The following is a 13510-nucleotide window of genomic DNA, read 5'->3' as shown; positions in this document are numbered from 1 at the left end:
GTAGCTCATCAGGGACCGGCCCGAGCCGGCAAGAGGAGGACCGCGATTGGTTTAGACCACTTCTCGGGCCACGGCGCATCGTGGCCGACGGCGAGATCGTACGGGGTGGCTACCCCGCATTGAGTGCCGGAAAAGTGTGATCTTCGGCGCCCGTCGCGAGCACCTCCGGCAGCGCCCCGGACTCCGCCCGCTCCGCGTCCACCGGCCCGAAATCGCCGCGCACGCCGTCGTAGAGGTACATCTGCGCGGAGGCGAGGTCGAAGTAGAGCCCGAACAGGCGCAGTCGTCCTGCGGCCACCGCCTGGGCGACCACCGCGTGGTCGAGCAGGTTGTCCAACTGCTGGACCACGTTGGTCAGGCACAGTTGTTCCACCGGTGGTACCCGATACCCGGTCAGGGTCGGCGCGGGGCCGGCGGTGAAGCGCGCCAGCGACAATTCGCCGTTGCGCAGCCAACGGTCGAGGTGCGGCGTCGTGCCGGGCTCCGCCCCGGCCTCGGGCGCCTTGCCGACCTTGTCGAGCAGCGCGCCCATCGCCCCGCAACCGGAGTGCCCGCACACCGTGATGCTGCGCACCCCGAGCACCGCCACCGCGTATTCGATCGCCGCGCCCACCGACGCGTCGGCCGTGTCGGAGCCGGCCTGCCCGGTCTCGCCGCGCGGCACCAGGTTGCCGACGTTGCGCACGGTGAACAGGTCCCCGGGGCCGCTCGCGGTGATCAGGTTCGGCACGATCCGCGAATCGGCGCAGGTGATGAACAGTTGTGCGGGCTTTTGTCCCTCCAGCGCGAGCCGCTCCAGGAACGGCTGGACCAGCGGCGCGGTGCGCTGTTGGAACTCGCGCGCACCGGCCACCAGCGCCTGGGACGCGGTGCCGTCCTCGCGCGGGCAGGCCCGCTGCCAGTGCCACCACGGCGCGAACCAACGCGGCGAGGGAGTCAGTCGAGAGCGCCTGGGGCCCGGCGAACCGCCCGCGGCCCGCTCGTAGCAACCGTCGTGGATCTCCTCGATGTCCACCCGACCGCCGCGCGCGAGGTAGCCCACGCGCCACGAGTGCACCGCCTCGAACGCGGCCTGGTCGAGGTAGTCCACCGTCATGTCGACCACGACGTGCTCGCCCGGCGGCAACTTGCCCAGCACTCGGGACAGTCGCGGCACCGACAGGAAGGTCAACGAGCCGTGCACCTCGACGTGCAACACGCCGTCGCCGGGATGCACCCGCACGGTGCTGCGGCTGAGCCGATACAGCGCGGTGAGCACCGCGACCACCACGCCGAGCAGCACGCCCTGGAGCACGCCGGCCAGGATCACCCCGGCGATGGTGGCCGCGTAGGCGGGGAACTCGCGATGCCGGTGCACGTGTCGGATGTGCGCGAGGCTGACCATCTGGATGCCGACCACCATCACCAGCGCGGCCAGCACCGCGAGCGGGATGCGCTCGACGAAGGCGCCGAGCAGGCCCACGAACAACATCACCCACACGCCGTGCATGATCGTCGCGGCCCGAGTGAGCGCACCGGCCCGCACGTTGGTCACCGAACGGATCGCCACGCCGGTCACCGGGTAGCCGCCGATCGCGCCGGAGACCACGTTGCCCACGCCCTGACCGATCAGTTCGCGATCGAGCTTGGCGCGCGGCCCGTGGTGCAGCCGATCCGCCGCGGCGGCCGAGAGCAGCGACTCCATGCCGGAGACCAACGCGACGCTGATCACACCCACCGCGATCGCACCCCACGCGCCCGCCGGCGGCAACACCGGGGTGGTGAGGGCGATCGAGGACAGGTCCACCCGGGCCACGTTCAGGTGCAGGACGCTCGCGGTCACCGTGGCGAGCGAGACCGCGATCAGCGGCGCGGGCACCCGGCCGAGCCGCGCCCACCGCCCGGGCAGCCTGCCGAGCATCGGCCAACCGAGCAGCAGGACCACGGTGATCACCCCGACCGCGACCGTCGGGGCACGCAGATTGCCCACCTGGGTGGGCAGTTCGTGCAGGTTCTCCCAGGCCGAGCGCTGCGGCGCCCCGCCCAGGACCACGTGCAACTGGGCCAGCGCGATCACCACGCCGATGCCCGCGACGACGCCGTGCACGACGGCCGGCGACAGCGCGAGGGTGGCGCGGGCCACCCGGAGCACGCCGAGCAGGATCTGGAGCAGGCCGGCGCCGACGGTGACCAGGCAGGTCACGCGCCAGCCGTAGGTCTGGACGAGGCCGGCCACGATCACGGTCAGGCCCGCGGTGGGACCGCTCACCTGGAGCGGTGCGCCACCGATCAGGCCGACCACGATGCCGCCGACCACGGCCGAGATGATGCCGGCGCCGAGAGGGGCGCCGGCTGCGAGTGCGATGCCGAGCGACAGCGGCACGGCAACCAGGAAAACCACGAGTGAGGCGCCGAAATCCGCGCGCAGCGCGGCGATTCGGGAGACCGGCGCGAGCGTGATGTCAGGGGCAACGGGCATGTCCGTGTCCTCCGGGGTCAGTCATGTCAGTCATGTCATGGCGGGCATGGCTGCCGCAGGGGTGGCGGCGCGCAGGGTCGAACAAGAGTGCCGGGCCGGATAGGCCAAGTTAACTCTAAGTGTTTACCTTGTCACAGTAAGGCTATTCTTTTCGGAACGTAAAATATGCACCCACATGGGTGAATCAGGTGTTTCGCGCCGAGAACCTTCCACACCGTGTGTGATGGCCCGTAATCTCCCCGGAGTGGGGGTGGTTCCGTGCAGGTACTCACACTGTTCGCGACCGGGCTCGGTGCGGGGTTCGTCGCGGGCGGCGCGTCCTGCGCGGCGGTCCAGGGCGGCCTGCTCGCCGGCGCCGTCCGGCCGCGCCCGACCCCGGCCGCCGGTTGCCCGACGACAGCGCCGCGCGGCCTGCTCCCCCGGGCGCTGGCCGTTTTCCTGGGCGCCAAGCTCGCCGCGCACGCCGTCCTGGGCGCCCTGCTCGGGCTGCTCGGCGGCGCGATCCAACCGACCCCCGGCACCCGCGCGATCCTGCTGCTCCTGGCGGGCGCGCTGATGGTGCTCTTCGGCCTGTCCATGCTCGGTGTGCCCGGGGTCGGCAGGCTGCTGCCGCGCGCCTTCGCCCGCGGCGCCGGCCGCGGTCCACTGCTGTTGGGCGCCGCCACCGTGCTGGTGCCGTGTGGCGTCACCCTGGGCGTCGAACTGGTCGCGGTGACCTCGGGAAACGCGTTCGGCGGAGCCGCCGTGCTGACCGGTTTCGTGCTCGGCACCCTCCCGCTGTTCGCCGCGCTCGGCCTGCTGGTCGGCGCCTCCGGACGAGTGCTGCGCGGCCGACCGACCGCGCTCCTGGGCCTGTTGGTACTCGCGGTGGCCGCATGGACGATCGCCTCCGGACTGCGCCTGGGCGGCTGGTGGACGCCGGCCGCGGCGGGCACCGTGGATCACGCGGCGGCGCGCACGGGCACCGACGGCGTGCAACGAGTCACCGTCCGGGTCGGGAACGAGGGCTACCACCCGGCCCGCGCGCTGGCCCGGGCCGGCGTGCGCACCGTGCTGGTGTTGCGTACCGACCACACCACCGGCTGCACCCGGGGCTTCGTGCTGCCCGCCCGGGACGAGCAGCGGGTGTTGCCGGTGACCGGGGCGGCCGAAATCGACCTGGGCACACCGCGCGCCGGCACCCTGACCTGGACCTGTGCGATGGGCATGTACAGCGGCCGCATCGAGTTCCGGAGCGACCCCTGACGCCCGCCCGGCTCGGATCGCTTCCGGGGCCCGACTCCCCGTACGGTGATGTGTCCGCGCTCACGTATGCCGGGTGATCCGCCGCGTCCCGACTCGGGTACGCGGTGAAAGGTCCGGGCACGCACGCAACCGGGTGGGCCCGGCGTGCGTATGTATCGATAGGTAATACAGCCCGGTCCGGCATGTCCATGGGAAGAGGTGAACTGTGCGAACTGTCCGCGGCGCTGCGGTGCTCGTCGTTGTCGCAGTCCTGGCCGCTATCGGTTTCGTGGTTTTCGCAAAGGACGGGAAAGATTCCGGCAATTCCTCTGCAAAGAACCCTGGCAACGGAAATCCGAGCGCTCCGGGCAAGGAATCGGACAAACCGAGAGGTCCGGTCAAGCCGATCGGCGACGGCTCGACCGCCGACACCGGCCCCCAGCCGAACCAGCCCAAGGTGGAGAAGCTCAAGCCGGGCGAGAAACCGCCGCAGTTCGTCATTTTCTCCTGGGACGGCGCGGCCGAGGACGGAAACAAGCTGGTCTCGGAATTCTCGAAGCTGTCCGAGGCGAACAAGGCTCAGATGACGTACTTCCTGAGCGGTATCTACACGTTGCCGAAGACGAAGAAGGCCATGTACACCGGCCCGAAGCACGCGGCCGGCGCGTCCGACATCAACTTCATGTCGGACGAAACGGTGCGCAATACGATCATCCAGATGCGTGAGGTCTGGCTCAAGGGCAACGAGATCGGCACGCACTTCAACGGGCACTTCTGCAACAGCGCCACGAGCGGCAAGAGCTGGAGCCCCGCGGACTGGAAGAACGAGACCGAGCAGGCGGTCAAGTTCGTCCAGAACTGGAAGACCAACACCGGGTACGCCGACCTGCCGCCGCTGCCGTTCGACTACGCACCGGGCAAGGAACTCATCGGCGGCCGGGCCCCGTGCCTGGAGGGCCAGCCGAATCTGATGCGGGCCGCCAAGGAAATGGGATTCCGCTACGACGCGAGTTCTCCCGGCGGTCTCCAGGTGTGGCCCAAGCGCGGCAAGGAGACCGGCATTTGGGACTTCCCGCTCCAGTCGCTTCCGTGGCCGGGCAGCCCGACCAAGTCGCAGCTCTCCATGGACTACAACATCATGTACGAGCAGGAAGCGGTGCACGGCAAGTTCGACCCGTCCAAGAAGGACGCGTGGGAGAAGGAAGCCCACGATTTCTACATGAACGGATTCCAGCGCGCCTATACCACCAACCGCGCGCCGTTGTTCATCGGTAATCACTTCGAGGACTGGAACGGCGGCATCTACATGAATGCCGTCCGGGACACGGTGACCTCGGTCTGCACGAAGGCCGACGTGCGGTGCGTGACCTTCCGTCAGCTCACCGACTGGCTGGAGGGCCAGGACCCCGCGGTGATCGCCAAGCTCCAGGGCCTGGGCGTCGGTCAGAACGTGACCGACTGGAACACGATCGTCAACGCCTCCGCGCAGTCCCCGAACAAGCCCGCGGCGTCGCGCTCGCTCGCCGAGCCGGACCACGCGGTGCTGCCGCGCCGCCAGGACTGAGCCCCCGGCGGCCCCGCCACCCTCGACGCGGCCCCGTACCGAAGACAACTTCGGTACGGGGCCTTTGCGTTGCCGCCGCGCCGGCGACGCGCGTACCGATCGGTTCCACCGGGTCGCACACATTATCGATATACTTACGGCGATCGAGGGCGGAATTCACCGCTCCGACACATGGGTCTCCCTTCGGGAGGCATGCCGGGAAGTCTGGTCGGCGCTGTTTTGTCGTTTTCGCGGGGCGGTATACGCCTGCGAGCCGCAGCCGACCTGGAGGTCCCGTGGGTGCCGAGTCCGCACCACGCAACAAGTTCTTTCGGCGCCCGTCCACGCTGGCCGAGCGGAATTTCATCGCCGACGCGCTGCGCACCGAGACCGTCGGCGGCGCACTGCTGCTGATCGCGGCGGTGGTCGCGGTGATCTGGGCGAACACCGCGTGGAGCGACGCGTATCACGACCTGCGCGACTTCCGGATCGGCCCCGAGGCACTCAACCTCAATCTGTCGCTGGGCACTTGGGCCGCGGACGGACTGCTCGCGGTGTTCTTCTTCGTGGCCGGCATCGAACTCAAGCGCGAACTCGTGGTCGGTGACCTGCGCAATCCCGCCCAGGCGGTGCTGCCGGTGGTGGCCGCCGCGTGCGGCATGATCACCCCGGCGCTGTTCTACTTCGCGGTGAACGCGGGCGGCGGCTCGCCGGACGGCTGGGCGATCCCCACCGCGACCGACATCGCCTTCGCCCTGGCCGTGCTCGCGGTGATCGGCACCAACCTGCCCTCGGCACTGCGTTCGTTCCTGCTGACGCTCGCGGTGGTCGACGACCTCGGCGCGATCCTGATCATCGCGATCTTCTTCACCGACTCGGTGGACTTCCTGGCCCTGGCCGGGGCGTTCGCCCTGCTCGTGGTCTTCGCCCTGCTCCAGCGATTCCGGGTGCGCGGCTGGTGGTGGTACGTACCGCTCGCCCTGGTGATCTGGGCGCTGATGCACGAGAGCGGGGTGCACGCCACGGTCGCGGGCGTCGCGATGGGCCTGTTGATGCGGGTGCTTCCCGACCGGCAGGAGCGGACCTCGCCGGCCGAGCACGTCGAGCACCTGGTCCGCCCGGTCTCCGCCGGCTTCGCGGTGCCGATCTTCGCGCTGATGTCCGCGGGCGTCGCGGTCTCCGGCCCGGTGCTCGCCGACGTGTTCACCCGCCGACCCACGCTCGGCATCATGATCGGCCTGATCCTGGGCAAGGTGGTCGGCATCTTCGTGGGCACCTGGCTGGTCGCCCGATTCACCCGGGCCCAGCTCAGCGACGACCTCGCGTGGTGGGACGTGTTGGGCATGTCGATGCTCGCCGGCATCGGCTTCACGGTGTCGCTGCTGATCAGCGAACTCGCCTTCACCGACGACCCGACGCTGACCGAGGAGGCCAAGGCCGCGGTGTTGGTGGGCTCGGTACTGGCCGCCATCGGGGCCTCGATCGTGCTGCGGATAAGGAACAACGCGTACGCCCGGATGTGTGCCGAGGAGAATCGCGACGACGACGGCGACGGCATTCCGGACGTCTATCAGAGCGACGCCGATCGGTTGCGGAACGAGAAGCTCGGGTACTCCTGACGGCTTCGTTTCCCATCCGAAACACTCGTACGACGCGCCCCGCTGGATCCGTATCGCCACAGCAGGGCATGATCGGGGTCGGATTATCCGTACCCGCACGAGGAGTGACCATGGCAGGCACCGACAGGTCCCCGGCCCAGGACGTGCCCGTCGACGCACAACGATCCCTCGGCGAGCTGTTCTCGTCGGCCAGCCGGGACATGTCCACACTGGTACGCAGTGAGATCGCACTCGCCAAGAGCGAGGTCAAGGTCAGCGTGGTCAACGTCGCCAAGGGTGGCGGCGCGTTCGGCGCGGCGGCCTTCGTCGGTGTGTTCGCGTTCGTCTTCCTGAGCTTCGCCGTCGTCTACGGCATCCACGCCCTCGGCCTCGGCGTGGCGTGGAGCTTCCTGATCGTCGGCGGCTTCTATCTGTTGCTCGCGGGGGCACTCGCCTTCTACGGCATCAAGTCGTTCAAGAAGGTGCGGCCGCCGGAGCGGACGATCACCACGACCCGGGACACGGTGAGCACGCTGAAGAACGTCGGCTGACCCGGCGGCACGGGTCGCCCGACCGGCGGCGGAAACAGGAGCACCATCGCGAGTGTGCGACGCTGCTCGGCATGACGGTTCCCGAGAGCACCGTGGTCAACGTGGCCGGGCCCTGGACGCACCGCGACATCGCCGCCAACGGCGCGCGGTTCCACATCGCGGAGATGGGCGAGGGCCCGGTCGTGCTCTTGCTGCACGGCTTCCCGCAGTTCTGGTGGACCTGGCGGCATCAGCTACCGGTACTGGCCCGGGCCGGCTACCGCGCGGTCGCGCTGGATCTGCGCGGTTACGGCGGCAGCGACCGCACCCCGCGCGGCTACGACCCGATCACTTTGGCCCTGGACGTGACCGGAGTGATCCGCTCGCTGGGCGAGCCGGACGCGATCGTGGTCGGCCACGACCTGGGCGCCTATCTGGGCTGGACCGCCGCGGTGTTGCGGCCCAAGGTGGTCCGCCGCCTGGTCGCGGTGTCGATGCCGCACCCCCGGCGGCTGCGCGGCGCGCTGCTCACCGATCGGCATCAGATGGCGGCGAGTTCGCACATCTTCGGTTTCCAGCGGCCGTGGGTGCCCGAGCGGCAGTTGATCCGCGACGACGCGGCCATGGTCGGGGACATGTTGCGGGAGTGGTCGGCGCCGGGCCGGCCGGCCGACGAGTCGATCACGCGCTACCGGCAGGCGATGCTCGTGCCCGGGACGGCGCACTGCGCGGCGGAGCACTACCGCTGGCTGATCCGCTCGATCCCGCGCCCGGACGGAATCCAGTACTCGGCCCGGATGAAGGCCCCCGTCGAGGTGCCCACGCTGCATCTGCACGGCGCCCTCGATCCGGTGATCCTGCCCCGCACCGCCGCCGGCTCCGGGCGCTATGTCGAGGCGCCCTACCGGTGGCGGCTGCTGGAGGGCGTGGGCCACTTCCCGCACGAGGAACAACCCACGATGTTCACCGAGGAACTTCTGGGCTGGCTGAAGGATCCGGAACCGGAACGTTGAAGTTCCGGCGCTGAACTTCCACAATGGTTTCGGGCCTTCTTGTGTAATTTTGCCAGGGATATCCGACACTTCCGTACAGATCGCCTCGATGGTCTCCGGGAGGCATTTCCCGCCCGCCGAAGCGGGGCGATTACGCCGTCGGTGACCCGGGTAGGCGCCCCCCTATGAGCCGGACGTACAACGCTCCGAGCATGGCGGCGGGGGCCGGGGACACCCGGTCGGAGACGGCAGAGACCCTCATGGTTGAGATCGGCACCACTGGCACTCACGGGTTCGAACACACGCGAGGGGCGCCGGTCGGCGCGGTTGCCGACCGGGGGGATCATTTCCCGGGACTGATGGGGATATTGCGCCGACGAGCACGTTGGTTGACGTTGCGGCTGCGCTCCCCACGCTGACGCTTCGACGCGGCTCGACACCGGGCCGCGTCGCGGTACCGCTTTCCCGCGGGTGAGTTCTTCGTATTCGCCGAACGATTGCTTCTTTTCGTTTTCAGGCGAATGCGCCGAACCACAAAAGGGCGACGGTGGCGATCATCATCACCGGCACCAGGACGAGCGTCTCCAGACGATTCCCGGTCCGGCCGACGATCGCCAGCTCGAAGCGGGTGCCCAGCGGCCAGAGCAGCGGTATCCCCTGCCTGGTGAGGAAGTCGCCGAGCAGGTGCGCGACACAGCCGAGCACGATCACCATGGGCAACCAGTCGGGTGCGGACGGCATCCAGTGGTCGACCACCGCCGTACCGCCACCGGCGAGCGCGACGATGGTGATCCAGGACGCCGGGCCCTTGCCCGGCGGACACACGTTCAGCGCGCGCAACCCCAGCGCGAGCAGCACGAAGACCATGGTGAGGGTGAACGGCCGACCCAGGTGTTGCACGCCCTGCCAGGTCAGCAGTCCGGCCACCAGGACGAAGGCGATCGAGTGGGTGGCGTGCCGATGCCCGCCGGACACCTTGGCCACGCCCGAGCACAACGCGCGCGAGAGTGGGCCGAGGAAGTTGGCGATCGTGCCGTTGTGGTGGTCGAGGTCGGGCAGCAGCGCCGCGCCCGCGGTCAGGAGGGTGCCGATCACGATCTCGGCCCCGGACAGGTGGTTGTGCCACAGGTGTTGCGGCAGGACCGGCGCCGTCGCGGCGAACACCAGTGCCCCGCTGACCGCGTGCGAATGCCCGAGCATTCCCCCACCCCACCCTGCCGGTTGGCACCGTTGGCGGTGCTGCTCGCACGTCTGCCCGAACGGGCGTCGAACATGCGTCACATGGCGCAACTCTGGGTGTCCACCGGGCGGTCGCCGACCGCGCCCGCCTCGGCGTCGGCCCGCACCTCCTCGACGGTGAGCGCGTAGCCGGTGGACTCGTCGTCGAGCGACTTGGCGAAGATCACCCCGGCGACCTTGCCGCCGGGCGAGATCAGCGGTCCGCCGGAGTTGCCCTGGCGGACCTTGGCGTACAGCGAGTACACGTCGCGACTGACCGTGCCCCGCTTGTAGATGTCCGGTCCGCCGGCCTGGATCCGGGCCCGGACCCGGGCGGGTTCGACGTGGAAGGCGCCGTTCTCCGGGAAGCCGACCACGATCGCGTCCGCGCCGCTCTCCACCTTCGGCTCGAACTGCAACGGAGTGGCCTTGAGACCGGGCACCTTGAGCACCGCGATGTCGCGCTTCCAGTCGTAGAGCACCACTTCGGCCTGATACTCCCGCCCCTCGCCGCCGATCTGCACGGTCGGCTTCTTGACGCCGCCGACCACGTGCGCGTTCGTCATCACCCGCTGCGGGGCGTAGACGAAGCCGGAGCCCTCGATCACCTTGCCGCAACTCTTCGCGGTGCCGACGATCTTGACGATGCTGTTGCGACTCTCCTGGACGGCGGGCATCGACAACAGCTTGGGGTCCGGCGGCGGGACCTGCGGGATGTCCTCGCGTACGAACGGGCTGAAGACCTGCGGGAAGCCGTTGCGGTCGAGCAGGTTGCCGAACGAGGAGAACCACGTGTCGGCCCCCTGCGGCAACACCCTCTGCACCCCGCCCAGCACCTGGGACGAGCGCACCTCGCGCGAGATGGTGGGCATCGAGGCGCCCGCGACCGAGGAACCGATCAGCCACACCACGATCAACAGCGCGCACACGCTCACGATCGAGCCGCCGGCCGCGTCCACCAGCCGCGCGGGCCGCCAGGTGAGATGCCGGCGCAGTCGGTTGCCCGCCGCGGTGGTCAGCGCCTGGAGCGCGGTGGCCAACACGAGCACGACGCAGATCGCCGCGATCGAGGGGCCCAACCCCGGCTCGAAGCGGTCGAGCAGCGACGGCACGAGCCACATGCCGAGCACGCCGCCGCCGATGAAGCCCAGGAAGGAGAGCACACCGACGATGAAGCCCTGCCGGTATCCGGAGATGGCGAAGGCCACCGCGGCGGCGAGCAGCAACAGGTCCAGGACATTCACGGGCTCACGTTCTCATGTACGAGCCCACGCTGTCCGCCGCCGTGCCGGTTCGTCGAACACCGGTGACACGGCTGTACAGAGCCGATGTTGACGCTCCGTCAGCCCGGCTGCGGCACCGGACGCGGCGACGGGCCGACGGCCGCGTCCCGGTTCAGTCCCGCACGTGGGGCTCGGAGGCGGTCTCCTCGTAGCGGTCGAAGCCGCGCCGGGCCAACCGGGCCTCGGTCTCGGACAGGGTGACCTCGCGCCGGTCGTCCCACGGCCGCTCCCAGCCGGTGTGGTGCAGCACCCGGTCGATCAGCCCCGCGGTGAAGCCCCAGACCATCATGTCGTGCACCAGGAACGCCGGACCCAGGTGACCGCCGGGGTGGCGCAGCCGGGCCCGGTTGGCCGGGTCGGCCAAATCGGCGATCGACACCCGCATCACCCGGGCGACCTCCTCGGGCGCTCCCGGGGCCACCTCGCTCTCGCGGTGCCACCACGCGAGCACGGGGGTGACCACGAAGTCGCTCACCGGGATGTACAGATCGGGCAACCGGCCGAAGATCCGCACACCGGCGGGGTCCAGCCCGACCTCCTCCTGTGCCTCGCGCAACGCGGTCCCCTCCGGGCCGTCGTCGTCCGGATCCACCGAGCCGCCGGGGAACGCGGCCTGGCCCGCGTGCGAGCGCAGCGTCAGCGCACGCTGGAGCAGCAGCAGGTCCGGGCCGTCGGGTCCCTCGCCGAACAGGATCAGCACCGCGGAGCGTCGACCGCCCTGGGCGGGGGGCAGGAAGCGGCTCAGTTGCTCGGGGCTGATCGACGCGGCGGTGCGCGCGACCGGGCGCAGCCATTCCGGTAGATCGGCTTCGGCCCAGGTCTGGATCCCGGTCCCGGTCTGAGTCACCCGGCGTCCCCCTCGTCTTTCGGTACGTTCCTCGCCGCGTCGACCGGCACCGCGAGCACCGGCAGGGCGGGCGGTTTGAGCCGTTGGCCGGGCTGCCCGGCCATCTCGTACTTGAGCAGCGCCGCGGCCTTGATCGGATCCGTCTCGCCCTCGCCGTACGCCGGACACAGCGGTGCGATGGCGCACGCCCCGCAGGCCGGGCGGCGGGCGTGGCACACCCGGCGGCCGTGGAAGATCACCCGGTGCGAGAGCAGGGTCAGGTCCCTGCGCGGGAAGAGCGCCCCGACCTCCTGCTCGACCTTGACCGGATCCTCGTCCTTGGTCCAGCCGAATCGCCGGGCCAGCCGGCCGAAGTGGGTGTCGACGGTGATGCCGGGGACGTCGAAGACCTCGCCGAGCACCACGTTGGCGGTCTTGCGTCCCACTCCCGGCAGGGTGACCAGGTCGGCGAGCTTGCCCGGCACCTCGCCGTCGTAGCGCTCCAGGAGCGCCTGGGACAGGCCCTGGACCGAGCGCGTCTTGGCCCGGAAGAACCCGGTCGGCTGAATGATCGCCTCCAGCTCGGCCGGCTCCGCGGCGGCCATCGCGGCGGCGTCGGGGAAGCGGGCGAACAGTGCCGGGGTGACCGTGTTGACCCGTCGGTCGGTGGTCTGCGCGGACAACACCACGGCGACCAGGAGCTGGAACGCGGTGCCGTAGTCGAGTTCGCAGTGCGCACCCGGGTATATCTCGCCCAGCTCACGATTGATCCGGCGCGCGCGGCGCACCAGAGCGAGATGGGACTCGGTTTTCACGACCTTCGCGGCAGCCCGCGACCTGCGCGGTGCGGGCTCCGTCACGTTGCTGGACACCCGGCCAGAGTACGCAGATGTGTGGGGACTACGGTCGAGCAGTCCGCACACGCTTGATCACAGGAGCGACATGTCCGGTTACTGCGGATCCGCCCGTTCGTGATCCAGGCCACCCCGCGTAATGATTGCGGGTACCGGTGCGTCAGACTGTGACCGATCGCACTGTTTGACCGCTCGGCTTCATTGGTGTCGACCAGGCCGGCCTAGGAGGAACCTCGTGGACGACGTTTTGCAGCGGGCTCCGCTGTTCGCGGCGCTCGAAGATGAGGACGCCGCCGAGCTGCGGGCCTCCATGACGGAGGTCGCGCTCGAGCGCGGGGACTCGCTCTTCCACGAGGGCGACCCGGGTGACCGGCTGTACGTGGTGATCGAGGGCAAGATCAAGCTGCATCGCAGCTCCAACGACGGTCGCGAGAACATGCTCGCGGTGCTCGGCCCGGGCGAGATGTTCGGCGAGTTGTCGTTGTTCGACCCCGGACCGCGTACGGCGACCGCGACCGCGCTCACCGACGTGCGGCTGCTCGGCCTGGGCCACTCCGACCTGCAGCCCTGGCTGACCGGTCGGCCCAAGGTCGCCGCGGCACTGCTTCGGGCGATAGCCCGTCGGCTGCGGCGGACCAACGAGAGCCTGGGCGACCTGGTCTTCTCCGACGTCCCCGGCCGGGTGGCCAAGGCGCTGTTGGACCTGTCCCGCCGATTCGGGGTGCCGGCCGACGAGGGCATCCACGTCGCGCACGACCTCACCCAGGAGGAGTTGGCCCAGTTGGTCGGCGCCTCGCGGGAGACGGTCAACAAGGCGCTGGCCGACTTCGCCAGCCGGGGTTGGCTGCGGCTGGAGGCGCGTGCGGTGGTCCTGATGGACGTCGAGCGGTTGTCGCGCCGCTCGCGGTGACACGTCGCGAACGGATGAACCGATGATGCGGGGCCCGCCGGTCGGCGGGCCCCGCGTCATGTTCCGGCGAGGTT

Annotated in this window: 11 protein-coding genes; 6 read left to right on the top strand and 5 right to left on the bottom strand. The window is 69.8% G+C overall.

All coding sequences use genetic code 11. The features are described from left to right. Positions 1–109 precede the first annotated feature (109 nt). Positions 110–2458 carry a SulP family inorganic anion transporter gene (locus ACH4U8_RS26755; RefSeq protein WP_360316039.1) on the bottom strand — a complete coding sequence of 783 codons (2349 nt, stop codon included), beginning with the start codon at positions 2456–2458 and terminating at the stop codon, positions 110–112. Between the two features lie 258 nt (positions 2459–2716). Here ACH4U8_RS26755 and ACH4U8_RS26750 point away from each other — a divergent pair, with 258 nt between their 5' ends. The 5 genes from ACH4U8_RS26750 to ACH4U8_RS26730 all read left to right on the top strand — a co-directional run bounded on the left by ACH4U8_RS26750 (position 2717) and on the right by ACH4U8_RS26730 (position 8366). Next, on the top strand, positions 2717–3703 hold the full coding sequence (locus ACH4U8_RS26750) for a sulfite exporter TauE/SafE family protein (RefSeq protein ID WP_395780724.1): 987 nt from the start codon (positions 2717–2719) through the stop codon (positions 3701–3703). A 205-nt stretch (positions 3704–3908) separates the two neighbouring features. Then, positions 3909–5246, top strand: coding sequence for a hypothetical protein (locus ACH4U8_RS26745; RefSeq protein ID WP_395780723.1), 1338 nt, complete (start codon positions 3909–3911; stop codon positions 5244–5246). A gap of 275 nt (positions 5247–5521) precedes the next feature. Then, on the top strand, positions 5522–6844 hold the full coding sequence (gene nhaA / locus ACH4U8_RS26740) for a Na+/H+ antiporter NhaA (protein WP_395780721.1): 1323 nt from the start codon (positions 5522–5524) through the stop codon (positions 6842–6844). A gap of 110 nt (positions 6845–6954) precedes the next feature. Further along, complete coding sequence (locus ACH4U8_RS26735) at positions 6955–7374, top strand: phage holin family protein (RefSeq protein WP_360316031.1); 420 nt, start codon at positions 6955–6957, stop codon at positions 7372–7374. Between the two features lie 71 nt (positions 7375–7445). After that, positions 7446–8366, top strand: a complete 921-nt coding sequence (locus ACH4U8_RS26730) for an alpha/beta fold hydrolase (protein ID WP_395780719.1) — start codon at positions 7446–7448, stop codon at positions 8364–8366. A 492-nt stretch (positions 8367–8858) separates the two neighbouring features. Here ACH4U8_RS26730 and ACH4U8_RS26725 read toward each other — a convergent pair whose 3' ends face one another. From ACH4U8_RS26725 to nth, 4 genes are all read right to left on the bottom strand, one after another. Beyond that, positions 8859–9545 carry a metal-dependent hydrolase gene (locus ACH4U8_RS26725; protein ID WP_360316026.1) on the bottom strand — a complete coding sequence of 229 codons (687 nt, stop codon included), beginning with the start codon at positions 9543–9545 and terminating at the stop codon, positions 8859–8861. A 77-nt stretch (positions 9546–9622) separates the two neighbouring features. Then, complete coding sequence (locus ACH4U8_RS26720) at positions 9623–10807, bottom strand: MarP family serine protease (protein WP_360316024.1); 1185 nt, start codon at positions 10805–10807, stop codon at positions 9623–9625. Between the two features lie 151 nt (positions 10808–10958). Then, complete coding sequence (locus tag ACH4U8_RS26715) at positions 10959–11693, bottom strand: CoA pyrophosphatase (protein ID WP_360316021.1); 735 nt, start codon at positions 11691–11693, stop codon at positions 10959–10961. Continuing rightward, on the bottom strand, positions 11690–12544 hold the full coding sequence (nth, locus tag ACH4U8_RS26710) for an endonuclease III (RefSeq protein WP_360316018.1): 855 nt from the start codon (positions 12542–12544) through the stop codon (positions 11690–11692). Before nth ends, ACH4U8_RS26715 begins: the two co-directional genes overlap by 4 nt. Before the next feature lie 217 nt (positions 12545–12761). Here nth and ACH4U8_RS26705 point away from each other — a divergent pair, with 217 nt between their 5' ends. Beyond that, the gene (locus ACH4U8_RS26705; protein ID WP_020554920.1) at positions 12762–13436 is read left to right on the top strand and encodes a Crp/Fnr family transcriptional regulator; all 675 of its coding nucleotides are present in this window, start codon (positions 12762–12764) and stop codon (positions 13434–13436) included. Positions 13437–13510 lie beyond the last annotated feature (74 nt).

Origin of the sequence: Embleya sp. NPDC020886, from assembly GCF_044333915.1 — a bacterium.
In the GTDB taxonomy this organism is placed as follows: domain Bacteria; phylum Actinomycetota; class Actinomycetes; order Streptomycetales; family Streptomycetaceae; genus Embleya.
This window is presented reverse-complemented; position numbering and strand designations above follow the sequence as displayed.

Excerpts from the sequence above, each read along its gene's own strand:
- ACH4U8_RS26755 (WP_360316039.1), bottom strand. The coding sequence starts at position 2,458 with ATGCCCGTTGCCCCTGACATCACGCTCGCGCCGGTCTCCCGAATCGCC.
- ACH4U8_RS26735 (WP_360316031.1), top strand. The coding sequence starts at position 6,955 with ATGGCAGGCACCGACAGGTCCCCGGCCCAGGACGTGCCCGTCGACGCA.
- ACH4U8_RS26730 (WP_395780719.1), top strand. The coding sequence starts at position 7,446 with ATGACGGTTCCCGAGAGCACCGTGGTCAACGTGGCCGGGCCCTGGACG.
- ACH4U8_RS26725 (WP_360316026.1), bottom strand. The coding sequence starts at position 9,545 with ATGCTCGGGCATTCGCACGCGGTCAGCGGGGCACTGGTGTTCGCCGCG.